Genomic DNA, 23,015 nt, shown 5'->3' on the forward strand with positions numbered 1-23,015 from the left:
TCCGCCCCGCCCCCTTTGTTCATGATGTCCGTCATCGGACCCCGGGTGGCGGCAGAACTTTGGGTGCCGGCCGTCTCCCGGGCCGGGCTGGAGGGCGCCGCTGTACCTGGCTCCGCCGCTCGCTGCCCGGGAGCCGGGTTGGGCACCGCGCAGGAGGCCGCCGCCATCAGGACTACCCCTGCGAAAACTGTGCTGACGGCCCTGTTCATCGACTCCCCCAAGTCATGGACTGCTCCCCGGACGAAGCAGGCTTACGCCGCGGTCCCGGCAAACCAGGTGGTGCGGCTAACTGCATCGTAGCTCTGCAGTACCTGTATGTCTGCAGCGGCGCCCATCGTCTGCAGCGGCGGATGGCTCCGGCAGTAGGAAATAGTCCCCATACTTCGGCCTCTAAACTGGATAGGTGCAACCCTCCCTTTGGCTGGCCCTGGCCGGCGCCGGCGTCCTGATCAGCTTTACCCCCGGAGCGGGTGCCATCAACACCATGAGCAACTCGCTGAATTCCGGCTTCCGACGCGCCATCTGGGGAATCCTGGGCCAGCAGGCCGCACTGGTGGTCCACGTGGTGATCGTTGCGCTGGGTGTGGGCGTCCTGGTTGCCAGCTCGCCCGTGGCGTTCAATGTGATCCGGTACGCCGGGGCCGCCTATCTGGTCTACCTGGGCATCCGCCAGTTCCTGCACAAGCCGGACCTTGACCAGGAGAAAGCGGCCGAGCTACGCAACGAACCGGCCGGCTCCATGTTCCGCCGGGGCCTGTGGGTCAACCTGCTCAACCCCAAGGCCGTCGTTTTCTTCCTGGCCTTCATGCCCCAGTTCATCAGGCCTGAGCAGCCGCTGCTGCCCCAGTATCTCGTCCTCACCGCCACCGTGGTGGTCATCGACATTCTGGTGATGTGGTTCTTCTTTGCGGCCGCAGCCAAGTCCTTCCAGCGCTTCACGCACAACGCCCACGGGCAGAAGATCCTGAACCGGACGTTCGGGGTGCTCTTCGTGGCCGTGGGCGTCATGCTGGCGCTGATCCACTAACTACGCGGCCAGCGGAACCTCCGGGCTGCCGGCAACCACCACGAGTTCAGGCCCGCCCGCGGAGACGGTGACCTGTGCTCCGGCCGTGAGGCCGGAGCCCACCAGCAAATCGGCGATCCGGTCGTCGAGTTCGCGCTGGATCACGCGGCGCAGGGGCCGGGCACCGTACTCGGGTTCGTAGCCCCGCTCAGCAATCCAGTCCACCGCGTCCTCGCTGACGGACAGCGCGATCCCCTGCGCGCGCAGGCGGGCTTCGGTGTCGTTGAGCATCAGCCGCACGATCTGGCGCAACTGGGCCTGGTCCAGCTTGCGGAACAGCACGATCTCGTCGATGCGGTTCAGGAACTCAGGCCGCATCGATTCCCGCAGCCGTGCCAGGACACGGTCCCGCAGGGCCTTCTCCGAGCCGAAGGCGCTTCCCTCGCCGGCGGCGGTGAACCCGGTGGGCCCGGCCTTGCTGGCCAGGAACTCCGAGCCGAGGTTCGAGGTCATGATGACCACCGTGTTGCGGAAGTCCACGGTGCGTCCGTGGCCGTCCGTCAGGCGCCCGTCGTCGAGCACCTGCAGCAGGAGGTTGAACACATCCGGGTGCGCCTTTTCGATCTCGTCGAGCAGCACGATCGAGTAAGGATTGCGCCGTACCCGCTCTGTGAGCTGGCCGGCTTCGTCGTAACCCACGTACCCCGGCGGGGCACCCACAAGGCGGCTCACGGTGTGCCGTTCGCCGAACTCGCTCATGTCGAAGCGGATCATGGAATCTTCGCTTCCGAACAGCGAGCCCGCCAGCGCCTTGGCGAGTTCGGTCTTGCCGACGCCGGTGGGGCCCAGGAACAGGAAGCTCCCGATCGGCCTGCCGGCAGCGCCCATGCCCGTGCGGTTCCGCCGGACGGACTTCGCAATCAGGCTCACGGCGTCCTCCTGGCCGACGACCCGCTGGTGCAGGTCCTCTTCCAGCCTGGCCAGCCGCTCCCGGTCACCCTCGGTGATCCGGCTGGCCGGGATACCCGTTGCACGCGAGATGATCTCGGCAATTTCCGGTTCGCCGACGACGGCGGCGGCAGCATCGCTGGAAACGTCACCGCGGGCGTCCTGGCCGGCCGCACCGCCGTCGAGCTTCTCCTTCAGCGCTTTCGCTTCGTCCCGCAGCCGGGAGGCTTCTTCGAAGTCCTCCGCGGCTATGGCAGCGTTCTTCGATTCCTCGAGCGCCGCGAGCTGTTCGCGGAGGGCCGCAACGTCCTGCCGGGCACCGAGCTTGAGGCTCAGTCTTGCCCCGGCCTGGTCAATGAGGTCGATCGCCTTGTCCGGCAGGAACCGGTCCGTCACGTAACGGGCGGACAGTTCGACGGCGGCCCTGATCGCCTCGTCGGTGTAGCGGACGCCGTGGTGTTCCTCGTACCGCCCGCGCAGTCCGGAAAGGATCTGCACGGCGTCCTCAATGGCGGGCTCCCCTACCTGGACGGGCTGGAAGCGGCGCTCAAACGCGGGATCCTTCTCCACCTTGCGGTACTCGTTCAGCGTGGTGGCACCCACAACGTGGAGTTCGCCGCGGGCCAGCCGCGGCTTCAGGATGTTGCCTGCATCCATGCCGCCCTCGCCCGCGCCGCCGGCCCCGAGGACCATATGCAGCTCGTCGATGAACAGGATGAGCCGGCCCGCGTTGGCAGTCACTTCGTCCATCGCCTTGGTCAGGCGCTCTTCGAAGTCCCCGCGGTAGCGGGTCCCTGCGAGCATGGCGGGAAGGTCCAGCGAAATGACCCGCTTGTTGCGGAGCTGTTCCGGCACGGTGTCGTTGGCAATGGCCTGGGCCAGGCCTTCCACGATGGCCGTCTTGCCTACGCCGGCTTCGCCGATCAGCACCGGGTTGTTCTTGGTGCGCCGGGCCAGGATTTCGATGGTCTGGGCCGTCTCGTCGATCCGCCCGATGACCGGGTCCAGGCCGCCTGAACGCGCCAGGGCGGTGAGGTCCGTCCCGTAGGTGTCCAGCGTCGGGGTCTCTGAAGCGGCTTCCGGTTCCCCTGCCGGGGCAGTTCCGGGGCGGCCGTTTCCGGGCTGTTCACCGCTGTCCGCGTCGCGTGCCCCGGCCTGGAAGGATTCGGGCGTGACGCCGGCCGCTGCAAGCACCTGCCCCGCCGGAGCGTCCTGGTTTAGCACCAGGGCGAAGAACAGGTGCTCCGGGTCGATGTAGGTGGACCCGAACGCCCGGGCAACCTGGTAGGCATCCAGCAGGGCCCGCTGGGCGGACGGCGTCAGCGCGGGGGCTGCCGTCACCGCCCGGGCGGATTTCTCCGGCAGCCGTTCTTCAGCCGCCTTGGCCACGGCCGCGGGGTCGGCCCCGGCGCGGCGCACGTAGCTGACGGCCGGCTCAGCCCCTGCCATGGTCCGCAGGACATGCAGGGCATCCACATCGCCGTGTCCGAGGTCCACGGCGAACTGGCCGGCGAGCGAGAGCACTTCGTGGGTGCGGCGGCTCAGCAGCCTGGTGATGTCCGTGGGGCGCCCGGACCGGGCCGCGCGCTGGCCCTGCAGGTAGCGCGCAAGGAACTCGTCAAACGATCCGCTGCCGGTACCGGCAGGTCCAAAAAACGTTGGCATGTACCCTCCGTAGGTAAAGTTGAGTGCAATTGACTCAAGTCTCTAGCTACGGAGATTATTCCCGGTCCGGCGGCGGGGCCGCAACTGCCCGTTCGCGCCCGCCCCCGGGCCGCAACTGTCCGTTCGCGCTTACGGCAGCTGGCCGTTCGCCGGCGCCAGCTTGCGCAGATCCGCCTTCCGGATCTTACCGCTGGCAGTCCTGGGCATCTCCTCCACGAACACCACCGACTTGGGGATCTTGTACCGGGCAAGCCGGCCGTCCAGATGGGCCCGCAGCTGCTCTTCGCTCAGCTGCGCCCCTTCCCGCAGGAGCACCACGGCCCGCGGCACCTCGCCCCATTTCTCGTCCGGCACGCCGATCACGGCCACACTCCCCACGGCATCCAGCTCGGTGATCGCCTGCTCCACTTCGGCCGGATAGATGTTCTCGCCGCCGGAGATGATCATGTCCTTGAGCCGATCCGAGATGAACACGAAGCCGTCGTCATCCTTGTAGCCCATGTCGCCGGACTTGAACCAGCCGTCGCCGGTGTAGGAGTCGGCCGTGGCGTCGGGCCGGTTCCAGTACTGGTGGATGACATTGGGGCCCTTGATCTGGATCTCCCCCACCGTTCCCGGCGCCGCGGCGCCCGCACCGGGATCGGTGAGGTCCGCGACCCGGACCTCCGTGAAGAAGTGCGGCAGGCCGGAGGATCCGGCCTTGTCCCGGGACCGTGCCGCCGGCAGTGTGGTGGCCCCCGGCGCCGTTTCGGTCATTCCGTAGCCGTTGGAGAACCGCAGCCCGCGCTTCTCGTAGGCATCCAGCACGCGCAGCGGCACGGCTGATCCGCCGCAGGTCAGCTTGTTCAGGGAGCTAAGGTCCGTGGCGTCCCAGGCGGGATGTTCACAGAGCATCTGGTACGTGGTGGGCACCCCGCTGATGGTGGTGGCCCGGTGCCGTTCGATGAGCTGAAGCGTGCGGAGCGGGTCAAACCTGGGTTCGAGGATCACGGTCCCGCCTTTCAGCAGGGTGGGCAGGACGCCCATGTCCAGGGACGCCACGTGGAACATCGGGGAGATCATCAGGGCCACATCCGTGGAGGCGAAGTCGAAGTCGACAATCACGTTGAGGCAGTTCCAGGTGATGTTTCCGTGGGTCAGCAGGGCGCCCTTGGGGTGTCCGGTTGTTCCGGAGGTGTAAAGGATCATGGCGCCGTCGTCCAGGCCCACCGGCTCGTCCGGGGCCGTCGTCGAGCCGGAGGCGACGACGGCCTCATAGTCCTCCGCCGCCGTCGTGCCTTCCGTTTCACTTCCCGCAGGAGCGGCACGATCTCCTGTCACAGCGGCGTCGTCGACGGCGATCCGCCGGGCCACCGCCGTCCCTTCGCCGCCGCGGACCGCCAGGCCCGAAAGGCTCGAAGCATGCACCAGCAGCGCAGCGCCGCAGTCCCTGAGCTGGAACTGGATTTCCGGCGGCGCCAGCCGGGTGTTGAGCGGAACGAAGACCGCTCCGGCAAGGCCGCAGGCGAAAAGCGTCTCCAGGAAGGACGGATCGTTCTCCCCCAGGTACGCCACCCGGTCCCCGCGCGAGACGCCGCGGTCACGGAAGGCGTTGGCGAGCCGGACGGAACGTTCCGCCAGTTGCTCGTAGCTGACCTCCCGGTCTCCGGCGATGATTGCTGCCTTGTTGCCCGACTTCGGGCGTCGCCGTTGCAGCCACGAGCCGATGCCAAAATTTTCCACGGCAAGTCCTTTCTAATAAAACGGTAGTCCCTGGCGGCCGGATCAGAGCCGGACGGTCTGGAGATCGTTGTTCTTGGGTTCCCGGGTCAGCAGGATGAAGACGATCGACACCACGGACATGACGGCCAGGTACCAGACCACCGCACCGGTGTTCTGGCCGGAATCCTTGAAGATCTGCGCCACGATCCCGGGGGTGAAGCCGGCCCCGAGCAGCGTTGCCAGCTGGTAGCCCAGCGAGGCGCCGGTGTACCGGGAGGTGGTGCCGAACTGTTCGGAGACGAAGGCCGCGAGCGGACCGAACAGCATGGAGTGGATCATCAGGCCCACCGCGAATGCCACGAAGATCAGCATGATGTTGTTGGAGGACAGCAGCTGGAACATCGGCACGAGGTAGGCGATGAACACCACCAGTCCGCCCACCATCACGGGCCGCCGGCCCAGCTTGTCCGAAAGCCTTCCGCCCAGGACAACAAAGACGATGGAGATCAGGGAGGCCGCCGCGTAGGCATAGAGCACACCCTGGCGGTCCGCTCCCTTGGAGACGGCGAAGGTCACCGCGAACGTTGCCAGCACCACCTGCAGCGCGAACCCTGCCGCCCCGGCCAGCATGGTGAAGATCAGCGTCTTCGGCCGGCGGAGCACCTGCAGGAGGGGAATTTCGCGGCGGGCCGGGGCGGAACCGGCCGGCTGGGAATCCTGTGCCTGCAAACCTTCAGCCTGTTCGGCCATCTCCTGTTCGCGCTTCTCCTGCTCGAGCGCGGCCTTGAAGATGGGGCTCTCGGAAACCTTGAGGCGGACGAACATGCCCACGCCCAGCAGTACGAAGGAGAGCAGGAACGGCACGCGCCAGCCCCAGGCGAGGAACTGCTCGTTCGGCAGGGAGGAGAATGCCCCCATGATGAAGGTGCCCAGCACCGCGCCCGTGGGGGCTCCGGCGTTCACGAACGATGCCGCGAAGCCGCGCTTGCCGGACTCCGAGTGTTCCAGCGCCATCAGGGCGGCGCCGCCCCATTCACCGCCGACGGCGATGCCCTGGAAGACGCGGAGGATCACCAGCATCACGGCGCCCCACGGGCCGGCCACGGAGGCGTCCGGGACCAGGCCGATCAGGGTGGAGGCCACGCCCATGACCAGCATGGACACGATCAGCATTCCCTTGCGGCCCAGCTTGTCACCGAAGTGGCCAAAGATGACCCCGCCGAGCGGGCGTGCCACGTAGCCGGCGGCGAAGGTGCCGTAGGCGGCCACCACACCCACCCAGTCGTCCATTCCGGAGAAGAAGACCTTGGGAAAGACGACGGCGGCGGCCGTGGCGTAGAGGAGGAAATCGTAGTACTCGATGGTGCTGCCCAGATAACTGGAGGCGATGACCGTGCGCGCTTCCTTGCGGCGTTCGGCCGTACCCATGGCGTGAAGCTGAGTGAGTCCAGACATGGCTGTTCCTTTAGGACAGAGGGACAAAACGGGTTTTGGGACGTGAAATGCGGCCTACTTGTAGAAGCGGGCCAGGAATTCGGCCACGACGGCCGGGCGCTCCTGGCCTTCGATCTCGATGGTGTTGGACACCTTGATCTGGGCGCAGCCCTTGACCTCGGTGACCTCGGCGATGGTGGCCCGCATGCGGATCCGCGAGCCCACCTTGACCGGTGAGGTGAAGCGGACCTTGTCCAGGCCGTAGTTCACTTTGGTGGTGACGCCGTCGACGTCGAACAGCTCGCCCCAGAACGGGATGATGAGCGAGAGCGTCAGGAAGCCGTGGGCGATCGGGGCACCGAACGGGCCGTCCTTGGCGCGTTCCGGATTCACGTGGATCCACTGGTCATCGCCGGTGGCATCGGCGAATTTGTTGATCTGTTCCTGCGTGATTTCGCGGTATTCGGTGACGCCGAGATCGGTCCCGGCGAGCGTGAGCAGTTTGTCGAAGTCGACGACGAGATTGGGCATCTTTGCCTCCTGGGGCGGTTTTTGGGTGTGGGGAATTACGACGGCGGCGCGGTGCTTCCGCCGTCGGGTGTCAGTTGCTGTTCGGTTGAGTGCGTGCTGGCGCCGTTTAGTTCGGGCGCCTCAGTGCTGCGTCAGCGGGTGAAGGCGCTTTCGCCGGTGAGGGCGCGGCCCACGATGAGCGCGTTGATTTCGTGCGTGCCCTCATAGGAGTAGACGGCTTCGGCGTCGGCGTGGAACCGGGCGACGTCCGTTTCCAAGGTGATGCCGTTGCCGCCCACCACCTCGCGGGCCAGTGCCACGGTTTCGCGCATCAGCAGGGAGGTCTGCATCTTGGCCAGGGCGGAATCCTGGTCGCGGTAGATGCCCTTGGCCTGCTGCTCGGTCAGCCGCACCACCAGCGACAGCGAGGATGTGACGTTCCCGAGCATCCGGGCCAGCTTTTCCTGGACCAGCTGGAAGGATCCCACCGGGCGGCCGAACTGCCGGCGTTCCGTCACGTAGCGGAGGGCGGCTTCGAACGCGCCGGCCTGGATTCCGGCGGCAATCCAGGCAACGTCCGAGCGCATGGCCCGGAGCATCGCGGCAACGTCCTTGAAGGAGTTCACGTTGTGCAGCCGCATGGCTTCCGGCACGCGGACGCCCTCGAGGGTGATGTGGGCGTTCTGCATCATCCGCAGGGCGGTCTTGCCGTGGATCTTCTCCAGCGTCACGCCGTCCGATTCGCGGTCCACCAGGAAGGCTTTCACCTGGCCGTCTTCCTGGTCCCTGGCAAAGACCGCCAGGACGTCAGCGCTGGCCGCCCCGCCGATCCATCGCTTGGCACCGTCCAGGACCCACGAATCCCCCTCCCTGCGGGCGGTTGTGGAGAGTCCGCCGGCGATGTCCGAGCCGGAGTCGGGTTCGGTGAGGGAGAAGACGCCCTTGAGGGAGAAGCCGATAACCTTCGGCATCCATTCAGCCTGCTGCTCCGGCGAGGCACCCACCCGGATGGCCGTGCGGAAGAGCCCGGCCTGGGACGTGTACCAGGTGGCCAGCGAGGCGTCCGTGCGGGCCAGTTCGAAGATCCGGAAGCCTTGGTAGATGCCGCGCGCAGGCCTGCTGCCCGGACCACCCGTGAGGTCCGCCGGTTCCATCAGGTCCAGGTCGATCAGGGGCTGTGCAAGTTGCGTGGGGAAATCGCCCCGCTCCCAGTAATCGGCGAGCAGGGGCCGCGCTTCCCGGTCCAGGAAGCTGCGAAGCCTGCCCAGGACACGGCGCTCGTCCTCCGTGAGGAGGGACTCTGCATCGTAGTAGTCGGCCACTTCGTAGAGGCGTTCCGCGACACCCACGGCGGGTTCCGCCGTCGTCGTGGTCATCTCAGCCGTCCAGTCCGAGCAGGCGCACGGCGTTGTGCTTGAGGATCTTGGGCCGGACCTCGTCCTTGAGCGGCAGGTCGCCGAACGCGGCCAGCCACTTCTGTGGCGTGATGAGCGGGAAGTCCGTGCCGAACAGGACCTTGTCCTGCAGCACCGAGTTGGACATGCGCACCAGCGATTCCGGGAAGTACTTGGGCGACCAGCCGGAGAGGTCGATGAACACGTTGGACTTGTGCGTGGCGATCGAGTTCGCCTCGTCCTGCCACGGCACCGAGGGGTGCGCCATGATGATCCGCAGTTCCGGGAAGTCCGCGGCCACGGCGTCCAGCAGGAGCGGGTTGGAGTAGGCCAGCTTGATGCCGTAACCGCCGGGGAGGCCGGCACCCATGCCGTTCTGGCCGGTGTGGAAGATTGCCGGCAGGCCCAGTTCCTGCAGGGTTTCCCACAGCGGATAGAACTGTTCGTTCGACGGGTCGAAGCCCTGCAGGCTGGGGTGGAACTTGAAGCCGCGGGCCCCCAGGTCGATGGCCTGGCGCTTGGCGCCCTGGATGGCGTCGGCGCCGGTGCGCGGATCCACGCTGCCGAAGGGGATCAGCACGTCGTTGTTCCTGGCCGCACCGGCGATCAGGTCCTCAATGCTGTTGGGTTCGTGCTTGAGCTGGGTGCGGGCGTCCACGGTGAACACGACGGCGGCCATGTTCAGTTCCCGGTACACCGCGGCGATGCGGTCCAGCGACGGTGTGCGGTCCTCGGATTTGAAGTACTTGGCCGACGCCTCGGTCAGTGCCGGCGGCAGTGACTCGTGGCCGTGGCCGTCCACCTCGAGGTGGACGTGCATGTCGATCGCGTCGAGCTTCGAGGCGTCGATGCCGAGTTCGTAGCGGGCGGCAGCCATTGCTAGCCCACCTTCACGGGGGCTGCGGCAGGCTGTGCAGGTGCAGGCTGTGCCTCGGGCTTCAGGTCTTCGGGCAGCGGGAGGAATTCCTCGCCCACTGACTGCAGCTTCCCGCCGAAGAGCGGGCCGAAGTTCTCCACGAGGTCCTCGTACCGCCAGCCGCCCTCGCGGTATTCGGTGGCCGCGGCTTCGGGGTGGGTCCAGAGCTGCAGGCGGTCACCGCCGGCCCCGATGGCCTGGCCGGTAATGCCGGCTGCCTCATCGGAGGCGAGGAACGCCACCAGCCCGGAGACGTCGTCGGCCGTTCCGAAACCGAGGTCGTGGCGGAAGAAAGCCGGCATGGCCTCGCCGCGCTCGTCCGCCTCGACTGCCTTCTGGAAGTACGGGACGGTCTTGGTCATGGCGGTGGCCGCCACCGGGATAACGGCGTTGGCGGTCACGCCCGCCTTCTTCATTTCAAGCGCCCAGGTGCGGACCATGCCCACAATGCCGGCCTTGGCGGCGGCGTAGTTGGTCTGGCCGAAGTTTCCGCGCTGGCCGGTGGGCGAGCCGATGGTGATGATCCGGCCGGCGATGCCGTTCTCCTTGAAGTAGGCGAACGCTTCCCGGACGCAGGTGAAGGTGCCGCGGAGGTGGACGTTGATGACGGCGTCGAAGTCCTCGTCGGTCATCTTCAGCAGGCTCTTGTCGCGGAGGATGCCGGCGTTGGTGACCAGGATGTCGAGGCGGCCGAACTCCGTGACGGCGGCCTGCACCAGCTGCCTGGCAACTTCAGTGCTTCCCACGGGAGCCACCACTGCGGCGGCCTTCCCGCCGTCGGCCCCGATGGTCCGGACTGCTTCCGCGGCCACCTCGGCGTCGACGTCGTTGATGACGACGGCGGCACCCTGCCGGGCGAGCTCCCGGGCGTAGGCCAGGCCAAGGCCCCTGCCGCTTCCGGTGACGATTGCTACTTTGCCTGACAGGCTCATGGCTGCTCCTTTGCTAGCTGACCTTGTGCATCCCGGCTCTCGGCGTGGGATGCTGTTCTGTATCCATGAAATGATGGATAGTTGAAAATGTCAACGATTTATTTTGAGGATTATTGGAGTCGGCCATGACGATCGAGACACAGGGCGATCAGCGGACCGAACAGGCACACAAGCTTGTCGCCGCGTCCATCAGCCGTGACCTGGGGTTCCTGCTGGCCAAGCTGCACGCCACCGGGTCCGTGCTGAACAACAGGGCATTGGCCGAGTTCGACCTCAAGGAGCGCTCGTACTCAGTGCTGATCCTCGCCAACAGCGGGCTTGAGCCGACGCAGCGCGAAATGGCGGACTTCCTCAGCCTGGACCCCAGCCAGATTGTGGCCCTGGTGGATGAGCTGGAAAAACGGCGGCTCGTGGTGAGGGCGCCGGGGAAGCAGGACCGCCGGGCAAAGACTGTCACGGCCACCGCCAAGGGGGAAAAGCTGCTGCAGCAGGCCAGCAGGGCTGCGCAACAGGCAGAAGCGGAGGTGCTCGGGGGCCTGGCCGCGGAAGAATCGGCCCAGCTGAAGGCGCTCCTCCGCAAAGCGCTGTGGGGTGGCGCCGGGGCATCGGACTGAGAGCCGGGGCCACGAGGCCCGCATGATTCGGCCCGGGGCGATCCGGCTCAGCGGGACGAGGGTTTGTGGTCGGCGCCCCGCATCCGGACAGCCACCACAAGACCGGAAGCACCGGTCAGGACGGCAACGACGGCGACTGCCGCCGGGATGCCATAGGCGTCGGCGATAATTCCGGAGAGCACGGCACCGACGGCAAAGCCGCCGTCACGCCAGAGCCGGTAGATGCCCACCGACCTCGCCCGCCATTCAGGATGGGCAACATCCCCGATGGCGGCCAGCAGTGTCGGATAGACCATGGCAGTGCCCGCTCCGAGCAGCACCGCCGCGGCCAGCCACGCGTCGAAGCCGGCACCAAAGGCAACCAGGCCCAGCGCCGCCGCCTGCACCAGCATGCCTCCCACAATCAGGGGCTTGCGCCCGATCCGGTCCGACAGTGCCCCGGTCACCAACTGGCCGGCGCCCCACACGGCCGGGTACACGGCCGCCAGGATCCCGATGCGTTCAATGCTCAATCCGGCGGCCGCGAACAGTACGGGGAACAGGCCCCAGGCCAGGCCGTCATTCAGGTTGTTCACCATGCCCGCCTGGCTCACGGAAGACAGCGACTTGTCGCGGAAGCTGGTCAGCGTGAACACCTCGCGGTTGCTGAGCTGGGCGTGCGCCCCCTCGTGGACCGCAACATGGTTGGCGGCCTCGGCCCTGGCGTGGTGGTGCGTCTCCCGCACGGTGAGCACGGAGAGCCCCAGGCCGACGGCGATGAAGGCCGCGCCGAGCAGGAATGGACCCGGGCGCAGGCCGTAGGTGGACGCGATGTAGCCGGTGGCCAGCGCGGTTCCGGCCACACCGAGGTAGCCGGCCGCCTCGTTCAGACCCATGGCCCGGCCGCGCTGGGACGGGCCCACCAGGTCCATCTTCATCATCACCGTGGTGGACCAGGTTAGCCCCTGGCTGATGCCGAGGATGACATTGGCCGCGACGATCCACCCCCATGACGGCCCGAAGATCAGCATCAGCGGGACGGGCAGGGCTATCAGCCAGCCCGCCACCAGCACCGGCTTGCGGCCGTAACGGTCCGACAGGGTTCCGGCGAAATAGTTGGTGGCCGCCTTGGCCACGCCGAAGGCCAGGATGTACGTCAAAGCGCTGGTATACAGGTCCAGCTTGAAGACCTCGCTGGCCAGCAGCGGCAGGACGGTCCTCTCCTGCCCCAGGGTTCCACCCACCAGGGCGTTGACTGCCACGAGGATCATGAACTGTGGAAGGTTCTGCCGCAGGCCAAGGGTTATGGCGTCCCGCGTGTGGTGGTGATGCTTGGGAGAGGTGCTTCCTGGTGTCATGGGGTGCGTTCCTTGTTTCCGCCGGGTTTCGGTATCCGCCGGGTTTCGGTATCCGCCGGGTTTCGGTATCCGCCGGTTTCCGCGGCGCCGTTTTCACGGGGCCTGCGGGGCGAGGCTGGCATTCCACGAAAACGTGGAATATTCTTAATTCCAGTATTACATGGAATATTGGAGGTATAAATGGGCGACAGTGCAAAGAAGGCTGCGTTGTTCGAAGAGTTCGCCAAGGTGGGGAAGGCCATGGGCCACGGCAAGCGCCTGGAGCTGGTGGACCTGCTTGCGCAGGGCGAACGGAGCGTCGAGTCACTCGCCAAGGCAGCCGGGCTTGGCCTAAGCACCGCATCGGCCCACCTGCAGACGCTCAAGCAGGCGGGGCTCGTGGCCACCCGCCGGGACGGCGCCCGGATCTTCTACGACCTGGCCGGGCCGGACGTTGCCTCCCTGTACAGCCTGGTACGCAGCGTGGCCCGGTCGCGCGTTGCCGACGTCGAACAAAAGCGCGCGGACTACCTTGGCCTCACCGGCAACTCAGCACAGGACGGCCCCGGGCTGCCTGCAGAAATGACCAGGGAGGAACTCCTGGAACGGGCGGAGGCCGGAACGGTCACCGTACTGGATGTGCGACCCGCAGAGGAGTACGGTGCCGGCCACATTCCCGGCGCGTTGTCGATCCCGCTTGAGGAGCTCAGCAGCAGGCTGGGCGAGCTGCCTCCGGGCAGCGAGGTAGTGGCCTACTGCCGCGGAGCATACTGCGTGCTGGCATACGAGGCCGTGGAGCTCCTGCAGGCCAAGGGCCGGAACGCCTTGCGCTTGAACGACGGGATGCTGGAATGGCGCCTGAGCGGACTGCCCGTAGATACAGGGCGCGCAGCGTGATGTCCAGGCATCCCGCCCCGCGGAGGAAGTGCGCCGTTCAGAAGGGCCGACGGCGACTGGGGACAGCCCGGGTCTCAGCGGGCTTTTCGCCGCCGGCCCCATAACAATTTTAGGAGATTCCTCCCCGCCGCGTGCGAGTGGACGCTACCCGTTTTCCCCTGGTTCCGTCAGGCGGATTTGGTACCGGCCACGCGGCCGGCCGCGCGGGCAGCGCGGTTCCGCCACCAGCGGCGGACGAGGTCAACCATGGCCAGCAGTCCCGCGAGGGGCGAAAGGACCGCCGCGGCGTAGACGAAGAGCAACCACGTGAGGGTCGCGATGGGCGGCTGGTTGGTGCTCAGGAGCGACAGTCCGCCAAAGAAGGCGACCGTCCAAAAAAGCACGACTCCAAAGAGCACCGCCGCAGCGGGGAAATACTCATTCGTCACAACGTTCATCACAGTGTTCAAGGCTCTTCCTCCTGACTGGTTTGGCGCCGGACATCACCGCGTCAATCTCAGTATGGGGGCAGCCAAACTCGGATTCCGGCAGGACGCAGAAACCGTGATGAAAATAACCTCAGCCCATGCACCGGCCCGGTCAGGCGGAGCCCGTTCATGGCGGGGCCTTAGGCCTCCGTGTGCGCATCCAGGGAGGCCAGCGCGGCACGCAACCGGGCGTCGGCGTCGTCAGCCACCTCCCGCACTTCAGGACTGCCGCTGAGCTGGACCATCGTCTGTGGATCAATGGCCTGGATGGTGGTCACCTCAGCGCCCCGGCCGCGGCGCACCACGACGTTGCAGGGCAGCAGGACGCCCAGGTCCGGTTCAGCGGCCAGTGCGCGGCTGGCCAGCGCAGGGTTGCAGGCACCCAGGATGACGTAGTCACCCAGCGCCTCAGCGGCGTCGACACCAAGTTTGGCCTCGAAGGTCGCGCGGACGTTGATTTCGGACAGAATGCCGAACCCCTGCCCGGCGAGCGCCTCACGCGTCCGCTCGACGGCGTCGCTCCAGGACAGCGGAACGGTCACGGTGTGGGTGTAAGTCATGGGGTCTCCTTGATGCGTTGGATTGGCGGTTGGCGGTTGGATGCGGCTCAGGCCAGGGAAAGGAAGAGCTTTTCCAGGTCTTTCGTGTCCATGCTTGCATCCTTGCGGACGATGCACTGCTCAAGTCCGCTGGCAATGATGGCAAAGCCCGCCCGGTCCAGCGCCTTCGAGACTGCTGCGAGCTGGGTGACGACGTCCTTGCACTCGCGCCCCTCCTCCAGCATCCGGGTCACTGCGGACAGCTGCCCCTGGGCTCGCTTGAGCCGGTTGATGACCGGGGCGAGGTCGGTTGAATCGAGTTCCATGATGCCTCCGAATAGATGGTTCGCTTGGTGTCCAGAATATACCCCCTGGGGTGTTTTTGACTACCCCCGGGGGTATCTGTAATACTCGGTGGGGTATTCAGCTTTCGCATGATCCGTCTTGAAAGGACATCCATGACACGCTCCACCGCCTCAGGCCCCTCTCCCGTTTCACCGGCCGCTCCCGCAGTCACCGCTCTGGATCCGGACACGCTGAAGGGTTGGTTCCAGGAACACCAGGACCTCGCGGTGATCGACGTGCGCTCGGCCGCTGAGTTCGAGGGGATGCACATCCGGGGTTCGTACAACGTGCCCCTTCCGCTGCTTTCCGAGCACACGGACGAACTGGCCGAACGGCTGGGGAGCCGCGTGGTGCTTGTCTGCCAGTCGGGGGCACGGGCCGAGCAGGCCCGCCAGCGCCTCGGCGGGGCCGGGATCGGCACTGCCTACGTCCTGACCGGCGGGGTACCCGGATTCGCGGCCGCCGGCGGCAACGTTGTCCGGGGCAAGGCACGCTGGGACCTGGAGCGCCAGGTCCGCCTTGCAGCCGGTTCCCTGGTGGTACTGGGCCTGGCCGGCGGAAAATTCGTCTCGCCCAAGATCCGCCTGCTCGCCGGCGCCATCGGCACGGGCCTGACCTTCTCGGCCGCCACCAACACCTGCGCCATGGGCCAGGCCATCTCGGCGATGCCGTGGAACAAGGCGGCGAAGGAGCCTACCCGCGAATCCGCCATCCTGCAGTTCCCCGCCGCCGGCAAGGCAACCCCGGAGGCCAAGGCCTCATGACCGTCACGCTCATCTTCGTTCTTGCGCTCTCCGTGGTCATCGGGCTCTCGCTCGGTGTCCTCGGCGGCGGCGGATCGATCCTGACCGTCCCGATCCTGGTCTACGTGGCCGGGTTCGAGGCCAAGGAGGCAATCGCCGCTTCCCTGTTCGTCGTCGGAGTCACCTCCGCCGTCAGCGTGATCAGCCACGCCCGCGGCAAGCGCGTGATGTGGCGGACCGGACTTGTCTTTGGCGCGGCAGGCATGGCCGGCGCATTTGTCGGCGGGCTGCTCGGCGGCCACATCCCCGGCGAGATCCTCCTGATTGCTTTCGCCCTGATGATGGTGGCCACTTCCGTGGCCATGCTCCGTGGCCGAAAGAAGGGCCCGACGCCGGATCCCCCCTCCGGCTCCACCCGCCACGCCGAACTTCCCCTGGGCCGGGTGCTGCTCGACGGCGCCGTGGTCGGCCTGGTCACCGGGCTGGTAGGCGCCGGCGGAGGATTCCTGGTGGTTCCCGCGCTGGCTCTCCTTGGCGGCCTCCCGATGTCCGTTGCGGTGGGCACTTCGCTGGTGGTCATCGCCATGAAGTCCTTCGCCGGACTTGCCGGATACCTGACAACGGTCCACCTCGACTGGGGAGTGACGCTCGCCGTCACTGCCGCCGCAATCGTGGGAACCCTGATCGGATCCAGGATCGCAGGCAGGATCCCCGAGGCCGCGCTGCGGAAGGCGTTCGGCTGGTTCGTGCTGGCCATGGGCGCCTTCGTGCTGATCCAGCAGGCACCTGCGGACCTGCGCTGGGTCATAGCTGCCGCCGGCGCCGTCCTCGCAGCAGCCGCCGCCGGAATCTGCTGGTTCTTCGTCACCTCGTGCCCGATCAAAAGGAGAATCTCATGGGCCTGATCGACTCGCTGAAGAAGGCTTTCAGCAAACCCTACAAAACCGTCTCAGTGGCCGAAGCCAAGGAACTCCTCGCGTCCCGGGCGGTGCTGATCGATGTCCGCTCCGCGCAGGAGTGGCGCAGCGGCCACGCACCCCAGGCCAAGCACGTGCCGCTCGACAGGCTGCAGGGCGGCACGTCCGGCCTGCAGAAGGGCCGGCCGGTCGTCGCAATGTGCCAGTCGGGAGTCCGCTCGGCATCGGCGGCACGGCTGCTGGCGGGCCAGGGCTACGAGGCCTATTCGCTCCGCGGCGGCATCGGCGCCTGGCGCCAGGCCGGCGAACCGGTCCGCTAAACATTTCACCCAATCCGGAAAGGAACCCCGTCATGGCAGAAATCACCGTCACCGAAGCCGAGCAGCGGCGCACCAGCGCGCAGATCCTCGACGTCCGCGAAGACTTCGAAGTCGCCGAGGGCATGATCCCCGGCGCCCTGCACATCCCCATGGGGCAGCTGCAGGCCCGCTTGTCCGAACTGGACCCCCGAGTCCCCGTCATCGTGGTCTGCCGCAGCGGCAACCGCAGCGCCCGTGTGGCGGATGCCCTCAACGCCGCCGGATACGACGCCGACACGATGGCCGGCGGCATGATCGCCTGGAGCCGCGAAGGACTCCCCGCCGCCTAACCCGGCCATCCACCCCGCCCGTTCCCCCGCTTCACCAGCCACAAGTAAGGAATCCAGCCATGGCTACCATCGACATCACGGAAGAATCGCTTGCCCGGACGCTTGAGGACAACGACATTGTCCTCATTGACTTCTGGGCTGGCTGGTGCGGCCCCTGCCGCATGTTCGCCCCCACCTACGACGCCGCCTCCCGGAAGCACCCGGACGTTACCTTTGCCAAGGTGGACACGGAAGCCGAGCAGGCCCTGGCGGCCGCTGCCGGCATCACGTCCATCCCCACGCTGATGGCTTTCCGAGACAAGACCCTGGTCTTCTCCCAGCCCGGTGCCCTCAACGCGGCAGGCCTGGAACAGGTCATCCAGGGCGTCAAGAATCTGGACATGGCCGCAGTCCGTGCGCAGGCAGCGCAACGGCAGTCCTGACGAATAGCCGTCAGCCGATGCGCAGCGTTACGCCCGGTGAGCTCGCGGCAATCTGGCCCCGCGCCGCGGTAGTGGACGTGCGGGGCCAGGAGGAATACGCCACTGCCCACATCCCCGGCAGCCGCAACATCCCCCTCGATGAACTGCCGCTGCGGCAGCAGGACCTGCCGAACAGCACGCTCTACCTCCTGTGCGGTTCAGGCAAGCGCAGCAGCCAGGCCGCTGCCCTCCTTTCGGACCGGGGATACGACGCGATCAACGTCGCCGGAGGCATCACGGAGTGGTACCGGGAGGGCCATCCGGTGAGCTACGCACCGGCAGTCCCGGAGGAGCCTCCGGCCGGGCTGTGGAGATTGCTGGTGCAAATACTCCGGAAGTGGCACCGCCGAAGCACCCGGTGACCGCCTCCAAACCGCGGCGGTTAGCTGTTGCGATATACCCCCCTGGGTATTATGATTTCGACTAGACCAACGGGGACCAACCAGGAACCCCACCAACTTCACGAAGGAGAACCCCATGCTTCTCGAGCGCATCTACGACGAAGACCTCGCTCAGGCCAGCTACCTCATCGGCTGCCAGCGGAAGGGGGAGGCAGTTGTTGTCGACGCCCGCCGTGATATCGACACCTACCGCTCCCTCGCCGCGGCCAACGGCATGAAGATCGTGGCCGTCACCGAGACCCACATCCACGCCGACTACCTTTCCGGCACCCGTGAACTGGCCGCCGCAACCGGCGCGAAAATCTACGTGTCGGGCGAAGGCGGCCCGGACTGGCAGTACGGGTTCGACGGCGAGCGCCTGTTCGACGGCAGCAAGATCACCATTGGCAACATCACCGTCCAGGCGCTCCACACCCCGGGGCACACGCCCGAACACCTGTCCTTCCTGATCACCGACGGCGCATTCAGCTCCGAGCCCGGCTACCTGCTCTCCGGCGACTTCGTCTTCTCCGGTGACCTTGGCCGTCCCGATCTCCTGGACGAGGCCGCGGGCGGCGTGGACACCCGCTTCGAAGGCGCCAAGCAGCTGTTCTCCAGCCTGCGTGACAAGTTCCTCACCCTGCCCGACTTCGTCCAGGTCTACCCGGGGCACGGCGCCGGCAGTGCCTGCGGCAAGGCCCTCGGCGCCATCCCGTCGTCGACGGTCGGCTACGAGCGGCTGTACGCGTGGTGGGGCCCTTACCTGGCCGCTAACGACGAGCAGGGCTTCATCGACGAACTGCTCGACGGACAGCCGGATGCGCACGCCTACTTCGGCCGCATGAAGCGCCAGAACCGCCAGGGCCCGGCCGTCATGGGCGAACGCGCCCCGCTCGAAGAGCTGGACACTGCCGCCGTCGTCCGTGACCTGGCGGCAAACAAGGTGACCTTCGTGGACACGCGACCCAACACCGAGGTGCACCGGGGCACCGTGGCAGGGGCCCTGAACATCCCCGCAGGCAAGTCAGTTGCCAGCTTCGGCGCCTGGGCCGTGGACCCGGAACGGGACAGCCGTCCGCTGGTGCTGCTGGCCTCGGGACAGGAGCAGGCGCAGGAGATGTGGGACCACCTGGTCCGCGTCGGCATCGACAACGTGGGCGGCTTCGTCACCAGCGTTGACGGCCTGCCCTCAGCCACTCCGCGCCTGGTCCAGCCCGAGGAACTCGAAGGCTTCGATGCTGCGGTTGTCCTGGATGTCCGCAACCGCACCGAACACACGGCCGGGCACATCCCGGGTTCGAAGCAGCTCAGCGGCGGCCGGGTCCTCTGGAACCTGGACCAGCTCCCCACCGGCGGCACCATCGTGACCTACTGCCAGAGCGGCGTCCGCAGCTCGGTGGCGGCCAGCGCGCTGCGCCACGCCGGTTACGACGTCGTGGAACTCGACGGCAGCTACGCTGCCTGGGCCGCCCGGGAACAGTCGCTGCAGACGACGTCGGCACGCTGACCAGGAGCCGACTTCCACCGCAGAGGCCCCCGTCCGGATTTTCTCCAGGCGGGGGCCTTTTGCCCGGGGCACCATCGCGCCTGCCGGCGGACCCCCGTAGCATGGGCGCATGAGCCGAGTCACGTGCGATCTGACCATCTCCCTCGACGGATTCCTCGCCGGCCCGAACCAAAGCCTGGCCGAACCGCTGGGCGAGGGCGGGGAGCTCCTGCACAGGTGGCAGTTCGAAGAAGCCGAGTCCAACGCAGCGGCGCGCGAAGGTATCCTCGCAGCAGGCGCCTTCATCATGGGGCGGAACATGTTCGCCGGGCCCGGTCCCGGGGCATGGGCTGAGGAATGGCGGGGATGGTGGGGTGAGGAGCCGCCCTATCACGCGCCCGTATTCGTACTCACCCACCATCCCCGGAATCCGCTGGTGATGGAAGGCGGCACCACATTCAACTTCGTGGCCGACGGGATCGAATCGGCGCTGGCGCACGCGCGGAAGGCCGCCGGCAGTAAGGATATCGCCATTGCCGGCGGAGCACAGACCGCCCGCCAATACCTTTCAGCGGGGCTGATCGACGAGCTGCGCCTCCACATCGCACCCATGGTCCTGGGAGCAGGCGAGCGGCTGCTGGACGGCGTCGCGAACCTCAAGCTGGAGCCGACGGAAGTGAGCGGCACCAGCCTTGTCACCCACATCCGCTATCGGGTCACCGGCAGTGAGCAACCCGGCGCCGGCGGGCGGGCCTCGTAGGCGCGGCCGTCGTCGTTTCGGGTGATGCACTCCCCCGGAATATCAGTGTCCAAGGACGCGGTGCTTGGCGGCTTTGAATTCCTCATCTGAAAGTGCGCCTTTCGCATGAAGGTCCGCAAGGAGCGAAAGCTCTGATGCCAGGGACGTCCTGCCTCGCATCCTGCCAAACACCACCTGATGCCTTCCGGCACGGGCTGCCCGCGGCGCCTGCTCCGGCTTCTGCCGCCGCGAGGAGCTGCTGACGGCGTATGCAATCAGCAGGGTGACGGCCAGGACACCCAACGCGATTCCCAACGGGGCTCGGAAGGGCTCCGTTGCGTTCGCCACGACAGCAATAATCAGCCCGGCAGCGACCGCACACCACCCGGCTATTCGAAGCGACATCCTGCTGACGCTGAATGCGAAGAGATACCCGCCGGCCCCGGCCGAAACCGCATGTTCGTCCATAGGCCGAGAGTAGCGCTGCGAACGCTCCTTGAACATCCCCGGAGTGGGCACCGCGACTCGAAGAGAGGACGGGCACGACTTCAGTATCTACGGTAGCTTCACCGGCGGCCAACAACCCACTGCGCCAGTTCCTCATCGGCCGAAACGGGCATGTCTGTTCGTGTTCCGGCTTTGTTTGCTTCGAGGACGAAGAAGATGAAGGACAGGAACGCTGTCCTCTCGCCGTTGAGGATGCGCGGCGGGAGGAGTTCGTGCGGTGCGTCTGGAGACGGCTCCGGTTCGCTCACGGCGGCTAGGTGAAATCCCGCCGACGTGAAGGCGCTGATCATCGCGTGAAGTGGTCGGTGCCAGAAGGTCAGGACCGCAGGCTCGCCGTCGAACACGTAATCCTCCGAGTACTGCCGGATGGCGAAGTAGTCCTCCGTTGCTTGGGTGACAACGCTGACCGTGGGGTGGTTGACCGACAGGATCAGGCGACCGCCCGGCTTCAGCACACGCCGCAGTTCGGCAAGTGGTGCTGACCAGTCCTCCAGATAGTGCAGGACCAAGGACGAGACAACGTCGTCGAAAGAGCCATCGGCGAAAGGGAGCGGCTTGCTGAGGTCGGCCACGCACAGGTCTGCGGTCGCGCCCAATCGCCGTCTTGCCAATTCGAGCATCGCAGGACTGGAATCGAAGCCGGTCATGATCGCGCCTTTCGCGCTCAGTGCCGCGGACAGGGGCCCGGAGCCGCACCCTGCGTCCAGAACCCGGTGACCGTCGACGTCGCCGGCAAGGCCAATCATCGCCGGCCGCTCGTAGTACGCGTTGAGGAGGCTGGACTCATTTTCAGCCGAGTAGTTCTCGGCGAAATCGTCATAGTGGTTGGCCTTCACGTCTCTTCCCTTTCAGGCGAATCCTCACGGCCGGGACAACAGGGTCGACCCTAGCAAGCAAGAGCCGTCCTCCTCCACCACTTACGGGACACCCCTTAGTGTCCTTTTGCATTCTCCAACATCCACCCAGGTCGTCCGGCGACCGGAGTTGGTGTGCCTCAACTGCTACACCGCCCCGGAAAAGACATGCTCGCTATGCCATAGAACCGGCCGGGTCGCCACACACCTTGAAGGAAAATGCGTATGCGCCCGCTGCTACTACGGCATGCGGAACCCACACCCATGCCCCGAATGCGGCCAGCGGCCGATGCTGACAAACCTCCTGCACGAACAACTCGTCTGTGCTGAATGCGCAGGCGCCCCGGTCACCATGGCTTGCCCCGGCTGCGGCTCGGTCCAGGAATCACGCAAACATCACCTGTACGCGCAATGCCGCCGACCCCTCGTCGTCCGGCGGCTTCTCTCCGACGAAACGGGCGAGATCCGGGACGAGATGCAGGGGTTGGCCGACTACCTGATCTCGCACCACACGCGAGCAGAGTCGCTGAGCCGCTGGGTAGACAACAGCAGCGCCGCAGCCACGCTCCGCGACCTTGCCGGCGGCGCACTGCCACTGGAACCCGCAGCAATCATCGAGCGGGCAGGATCCGTGCAGTCAGCCTCGTTCGTCCTCTCCCTGCTCGTGGAATCCGGCACGCTGCCTGACCTGAACGTCCAACACGCCCGCTTCGAGTACTGGCTTCGCGTCTGGCTCGCCTCTCTCGAATCACCAGAGGACCGGCTCCTCCTGCGCCAATACAGTGCGTGGGGATTGAACTCCACAACCCACACCACACCACGCGACGCCACCAAAGCCCGCTACCAGAAACAACGTGCAGCCCTGAGGTACTGCGCCGAGCTTCTCCGACACATCCGCGTCGAAGGCCACTCGCTCAGGACCTATCTGCAACGCGAGCTCGATGCCTTCCTCACGGGCTCCCCGAGTCAACAGGACGCACTGGCGCCCTTCACCCGTTGGTTGCACCAGAACCGAATGAGCCGCCTCAGAATTGAACACCGCAAGAATCAGCTCGCCGGGAGCGGATTCGACTCCGACCACCGCTGGAAAATGGCTCGCCTGTTCCTAAGAGACACCCACATATCACCCGTTGATAGGGTCGCGGCCCTGCTCGTCCTGCTCTACGGCATGCACCTGACGAGGATCGTGGCCATAGAACGCGCCCACGTAGGTGTCCTCCAAGATCGAGTGACCCTGAGCCTCGGGAAGGAAGCGATCGAGCTGCCCCGTGCGCTAGGCGAAGCCCTCACGGAGCTCCTCAATCTGAGCCAGCCCCGATCGGAGCGCTGGCTCTTCGCCGGACGAAACCCCAATGCGCCCCTCACGGCCGGCGCCCTCGGAAAACGGCTCAACCATCACGGCATGCAGACCGGCAGCGCCCGGGTCACGGCCCTCCTTGAACTCGCGCCGCAGATGCACCCCAGAGTCCTCTCGGACCTCCTCGGAATCTCCACAACCTCAGCGACAGCGTGGTGGCGCCTCGCCGGAGGAGACTGGGCTACCTACCCCGCGCTCCGTTGACGGGAAGCGCCACGCACCTGGAAGTGCGCGCTTC

At 66.5% G+C, this 23,015-nt stretch carries 26 protein-coding genes; 13 read left to right on the forward strand and 13 right to left on the reverse strand.

Translation table 11 applies throughout. The features are described from left to right. The first annotated feature begins 21 nt into the window (after positions 1-21). Both Q8Z05_RS06125 and Q8Z05_RS06130 read left to right on the forward strand, forming a co-directional pair. Positions 22-300 carry a hypothetical protein gene (locus Q8Z05_RS06125; RefSeq protein ID WP_305942598.1) on the forward strand — a complete coding sequence of 93 codons (279 nt, stop codon included), beginning with the start codon at positions 22-24 and terminating at the stop codon, positions 298-300. Between the two features lie 103 nt (positions 301-403). Next, positions 404-1,027, forward strand: a complete 624-nt coding sequence (locus Q8Z05_RS06130; RefSeq protein ID WP_305942599.1) for a LysE family transporter — start codon at positions 404-406, stop codon at positions 1,025-1,027. Here Q8Z05_RS06130 and Q8Z05_RS06135 read toward each other — a convergent pair whose 3' ends face one another. The 7 genes from Q8Z05_RS06135 to Q8Z05_RS06165 form a co-directional block, all read right to left on the reverse strand. Beyond that, positions 1,028-3,619, reverse strand: a complete 2,592-nt coding sequence (locus Q8Z05_RS06135) for an ATP-dependent Clp protease ATP-binding subunit (RefSeq protein ID WP_305942600.1) — start codon at positions 3,617-3,619, stop codon at positions 1,028-1,030. A gap of 129 nt (positions 3,620-3,748) precedes the next feature. Then, a complete protein-coding gene (locus tag Q8Z05_RS06140) occupies positions 3,749-5,341 on the reverse strand; it encodes an acyl-CoA synthetase (RefSeq protein WP_305942601.1) in 1,593 nt (530 codons plus the stop codon). A 42-nt stretch (positions 5,342-5,383) separates the two neighbouring features. Next, complete coding sequence (locus Q8Z05_RS06145) at positions 5,384-6,775, reverse strand: MFS transporter (RefSeq protein WP_305942602.1); 1,392 nt, start codon at positions 6,773-6,775, stop codon at positions 5,384-5,386. A 54-nt stretch (positions 6,776-6,829) separates the two neighbouring features. Beyond that, positions 6,830-7,285: a MaoC family dehydratase gene (locus Q8Z05_RS06150; RefSeq protein WP_305942603.1), complete on the reverse strand. Its 456-nt coding sequence runs from the start codon at positions 7,283-7,285 to the stop codon at positions 6,830-6,832. Positions 7,286-7,416: 131 nt separating this feature from the next. Continuing rightward, entirely contained in the window at positions 7,417-8,640 is a 1,224-nt protein-coding gene (locus Q8Z05_RS06155; RefSeq protein ID WP_305942604.1) for an acyl-CoA dehydrogenase family protein, read from the reverse strand. 1 nt (position 8,641) lies between these two features. Beyond that, complete coding sequence (locus Q8Z05_RS06160) at positions 8,642-9,535, reverse strand: amidohydrolase family protein (protein WP_305942605.1); 894 nt, start codon at positions 9,533-9,535, stop codon at positions 8,642-8,644. 2 nt (positions 9,536-9,537) lie between these two features. Further along, positions 9,538-10,506: an SDR family NAD(P)-dependent oxidoreductase gene (locus Q8Z05_RS06165; RefSeq protein ID WP_305942606.1), complete on the reverse strand. Its 969-nt coding sequence runs from the start codon at positions 10,504-10,506 to the stop codon at positions 9,538-9,540. A gap of 125 nt (positions 10,507-10,631) precedes the next feature. Here Q8Z05_RS06165 and Q8Z05_RS06170 point away from each other — a divergent pair, with 125 nt between their 5' ends. Further along, complete coding sequence (locus Q8Z05_RS06170; protein WP_305942607.1) at positions 10,632-11,120, forward strand: MarR family winged helix-turn-helix transcriptional regulator; 489 nt, start codon at positions 10,632-10,634, stop codon at positions 11,118-11,120. Positions 11,121-11,167: 47 nt separating this feature from the next. Here Q8Z05_RS06170 and Q8Z05_RS06175 read toward each other — a convergent pair whose 3' ends face one another. Further along, the gene (locus tag Q8Z05_RS06175; RefSeq protein ID WP_305942608.1) at positions 11,168-12,457 is read right to left on the reverse strand and encodes an MFS transporter; all 1,290 of its coding nucleotides are present in this window, start codon (positions 12,455-12,457) and stop codon (positions 11,168-11,170) included. A 180-nt stretch (positions 12,458-12,637) separates the two neighbouring features. Between Q8Z05_RS06175 and Q8Z05_RS06180 the strand changes: the two genes are divergently transcribed. Beyond that, positions 12,638-13,333, forward strand: coding sequence for an ArsR/SmtB family transcription factor (locus tag Q8Z05_RS06180; RefSeq protein ID WP_305942609.1), 696 nt, complete (start codon positions 12,638-12,640; stop codon positions 13,331-13,333). A gap of 167 nt (positions 13,334-13,500) precedes the next feature. On the opposite strand, the gene Q8Z05_RS06185 is transcribed toward Q8Z05_RS06180, so the two are convergent. The 3 genes from Q8Z05_RS06185 to Q8Z05_RS06195 form a co-directional block, all read right to left on the reverse strand. Further along, positions 13,501-13,773, reverse strand: a complete 273-nt coding sequence (locus Q8Z05_RS06185; protein WP_305943497.1) for a hypothetical protein — start codon at positions 13,771-13,773, stop codon at positions 13,501-13,503. 167 nt (positions 13,774-13,940) lie between these two features. Then, on the reverse strand, positions 13,941-14,360 hold the full coding sequence (locus Q8Z05_RS06190; protein WP_305942610.1) for a DUF302 domain-containing protein: 420 nt from the start codon (positions 14,358-14,360) through the stop codon (positions 13,941-13,943). A gap of 47 nt (positions 14,361-14,407) precedes the next feature. Continuing rightward, the gene (locus Q8Z05_RS06195; protein WP_305942611.1) at positions 14,408-14,665 is read right to left on the reverse strand and encodes a metal-sensitive transcriptional regulator; all 258 of its coding nucleotides are present in this window, start codon (positions 14,663-14,665) and stop codon (positions 14,408-14,410) included. Between the two features lie 132 nt (positions 14,666-14,797). Between Q8Z05_RS06195 and Q8Z05_RS06200 the strand changes: the two genes are divergently transcribed. The 8 genes from Q8Z05_RS06200 to Q8Z05_RS06235 all read left to right on the forward strand — a co-directional run bounded on the left by Q8Z05_RS06200 (position 14,798) and on the right by Q8Z05_RS06235 (position 20,080). Then, positions 14,798-15,448 carry a rhodanese-like domain-containing protein gene (locus tag Q8Z05_RS06200; RefSeq protein WP_305942612.1) on the forward strand — a complete coding sequence of 217 codons (651 nt, stop codon included), beginning with the start codon at positions 14,798-14,800 and terminating at the stop codon, positions 15,446-15,448. Continuing rightward, positions 15,445-16,332, forward strand: a complete 888-nt coding sequence (locus Q8Z05_RS06205; protein ID WP_305942613.1) for a sulfite exporter TauE/SafE family protein — start codon at positions 15,445-15,447, stop codon at positions 16,330-16,332. The genes Q8Z05_RS06200 and Q8Z05_RS06205 overlap by 4 nt, the downstream gene beginning before the upstream one ends. Further along, positions 16,323-16,664 (forward strand): rhodanese-like domain-containing protein, encoded by a 342-nt coding sequence (locus tag Q8Z05_RS06210; protein ID WP_305942614.1) that lies wholly within the window; start codon positions 16,323-16,325, stop codon positions 16,662-16,664. Before Q8Z05_RS06205 ends, Q8Z05_RS06210 begins: the two co-directional genes overlap by 10 nt. A gap of 32 nt (positions 16,665-16,696) precedes the next feature. Next, positions 16,697-16,993: a rhodanese-like domain-containing protein gene (locus Q8Z05_RS06215; RefSeq protein WP_305942615.1), complete on the forward strand. Its 297-nt coding sequence runs from the start codon at positions 16,697-16,699 to the stop codon at positions 16,991-16,993. Positions 16,994-17,052: 59 nt separating this feature from the next. Further along, on the forward strand, positions 17,053-17,415 hold the full coding sequence (gene trxA / locus Q8Z05_RS06220) for a thioredoxin (protein ID WP_305942616.1): 363 nt from the start codon (positions 17,053-17,055) through the stop codon (positions 17,413-17,415). A 17-nt stretch (positions 17,416-17,432) separates the two neighbouring features. Continuing rightward, a complete protein-coding gene (locus Q8Z05_RS06225; protein ID WP_305942617.1) occupies positions 17,433-17,816 on the forward strand; it encodes a rhodanese-like domain-containing protein in 384 nt (127 codons plus the stop codon). Between the two features lie 115 nt (positions 17,817-17,931). Further along, positions 17,932-19,341 (forward strand): rhodanese-like domain-containing protein, encoded by a 1,410-nt coding sequence (locus Q8Z05_RS06230; protein ID WP_305942618.1) that lies wholly within the window; start codon positions 17,932-17,934, stop codon positions 19,339-19,341. Positions 19,342-19,450: 109 nt separating this feature from the next. Continuing rightward, positions 19,451-20,080 (forward strand): dihydrofolate reductase family protein, encoded by a 630-nt coding sequence (locus tag Q8Z05_RS06235; RefSeq protein ID WP_305942619.1) that lies wholly within the window; start codon positions 19,451-19,453, stop codon positions 20,078-20,080. Positions 20,081-20,122: 42 nt separating this feature from the next. Here the strand turns inward: Q8Z05_RS06235 and Q8Z05_RS06240 are convergent, their stop codons facing one another. After that, the gene (locus tag Q8Z05_RS06240; protein ID WP_305942620.1) at positions 20,123-20,527 is read right to left on the reverse strand and encodes an SHOCT domain-containing protein; all 405 of its coding nucleotides are present in this window, start codon (positions 20,525-20,527) and stop codon (positions 20,123-20,125) included. A gap of 98 nt (positions 20,528-20,625) precedes the next feature. Beyond that, entirely contained in the window at positions 20,626-21,402 is a 777-nt protein-coding gene (locus tag Q8Z05_RS06245) for a class I SAM-dependent methyltransferase (protein WP_305942621.1), read from the reverse strand. A 307-nt stretch (positions 21,403-21,709) separates the two neighbouring features. Here Q8Z05_RS06245 and Q8Z05_RS06250 point away from each other — a divergent pair, with 307 nt between their 5' ends. Continuing rightward, positions 21,710-22,981 carry a hypothetical protein gene (locus Q8Z05_RS06250; RefSeq protein WP_305942622.1) on the forward strand — a complete coding sequence of 424 codons (1,272 nt, stop codon included), beginning with the start codon at positions 21,710-21,712 and terminating at the stop codon, positions 22,979-22,981. Positions 22,982-23,015 lie beyond the last annotated feature (34 nt).

The organism is Arthrobacter oryzae, assembly GCF_030718995.1.
Taxonomy (GTDB): domain Bacteria; phylum Actinomycetota; class Actinomycetes; order Actinomycetales; family Micrococcaceae; genus Arthrobacter; species Arthrobacter oryzae_C.

Bases quoted from the DNA above. Each gene is read 5' to 3' on its own strand.
- Q8Z05_RS06180 (WP_305942609.1), top strand. From the start codon at position 12,638: ATGGGCGACAGTGCAAAGAAGGCTGCGTTGTTCGAAGAGTTCGCCAAG.
- Q8Z05_RS06190 (WP_305942610.1), bottom strand. From the start codon at position 14,360: ATGACTTACACCCACACCGTGACCGTTCCGCTGTCCTGGAGCGACGCC.
- Q8Z05_RS06170 (WP_305942607.1), top strand. From the start codon at position 10,632: ATGACGATCGAGACACAGGGCGATCAGCGGACCGAACAGGCACACAAG.
- Q8Z05_RS06250 (WP_305942622.1), top strand. From the start codon at position 21,710: ATGCTGACAAACCTCCTGCACGAACAACTCGTCTGTGCTGAATGCGCA.
- Q8Z05_RS06125 (WP_305942598.1), top strand. From the start codon at position 22: ATGATGTCCGTCATCGGACCCCGGGTGGCGGCAGAACTTTGGGTGCCG.
- Q8Z05_RS06150 (WP_305942603.1), bottom strand. From the start codon at position 7,285: ATGCCCAATCTCGTCGTCGACTTCGACAAACTGCTCACGCTCGCCGGG.
- Q8Z05_RS06225 (WP_305942617.1), top strand. From the start codon at position 17,433: ATGCGCAGCGTTACGCCCGGTGAGCTCGCGGCAATCTGGCCCCGCGCC.
- Q8Z05_RS06160 (WP_305942605.1), bottom strand. From the start codon at position 9,535: ATGGCTGCCGCCCGCTACGAACTCGGCATCGACGCCTCGAAGCTCGAC.
- Q8Z05_RS06215 (WP_305942615.1), top strand. From the start codon at position 16,697: ATGGCAGAAATCACCGTCACCGAAGCCGAGCAGCGGCGCACCAGCGCG.
- Q8Z05_RS06230 (WP_305942618.1), top strand. From the start codon at position 17,932: ATGCTTCTCGAGCGCATCTACGACGAAGACCTCGCTCAGGCCAGCTAC.
- Q8Z05_RS06235 (WP_305942619.1), top strand. From the start codon at position 19,451: ATGAGCCGAGTCACGTGCGATCTGACCATCTCCCTCGACGGATTCCTC.
- Q8Z05_RS06240 (WP_305942620.1), bottom strand. From the start codon at position 20,527: ATGGACGAACATGCGGTTTCGGCCGGGGCCGGCGGGTATCTCTTCGCA.
- Q8Z05_RS06155 (WP_305942604.1), bottom strand. From the start codon at position 8,640: ATGACCACGACGACGGCGGAACCCGCCGTGGGTGTCGCGGAACGCCTC.
- Q8Z05_RS06145 (WP_305942602.1), bottom strand. From the start codon at position 6,775: ATGTCTGGACTCACTCAGCTTCACGCCATGGGTACGGCCGAACGCCGC.
- Q8Z05_RS06135 (WP_305942600.1), bottom strand. From the start codon at position 3,619: ATGCCAACGTTTTTTGGACCTGCCGGTACCGGCAGCGGATCGTTTGAC.
- trxA (WP_305942616.1), top strand. From the start codon at position 17,053: ATGGCTACCATCGACATCACGGAAGAATCGCTTGCCCGGACGCTTGAG.
- Q8Z05_RS06205 (WP_305942613.1), top strand. From the start codon at position 15,445: ATGACCGTCACGCTCATCTTCGTTCTTGCGCTCTCCGTGGTCATCGGG.
- Q8Z05_RS06195 (WP_305942611.1), bottom strand. From the start codon at position 14,665: ATGGAACTCGATTCAACCGACCTCGCCCCGGTCATCAACCGGCTCAAG.
- Q8Z05_RS06165 (WP_305942606.1), bottom strand. From the start codon at position 10,506: ATGAGCCTGTCAGGCAAAGTAGCAATCGTCACCGGAAGCGGCAGGGGC.
- Q8Z05_RS06200 (WP_305942612.1), top strand. From the start codon at position 14,798: ATGACACGCTCCACCGCCTCAGGCCCCTCTCCCGTTTCACCGGCCGCT.
- Q8Z05_RS06175 (WP_305942608.1), bottom strand. From the start codon at position 12,457: ATGACACCAGGAAGCACCTCTCCCAAGCATCACCACCACACGCGGGAC.
- Q8Z05_RS06210 (WP_305942614.1), top strand. From the start codon at position 16,323: ATGGGCCTGATCGACTCGCTGAAGAAGGCTTTCAGCAAACCCTACAAA.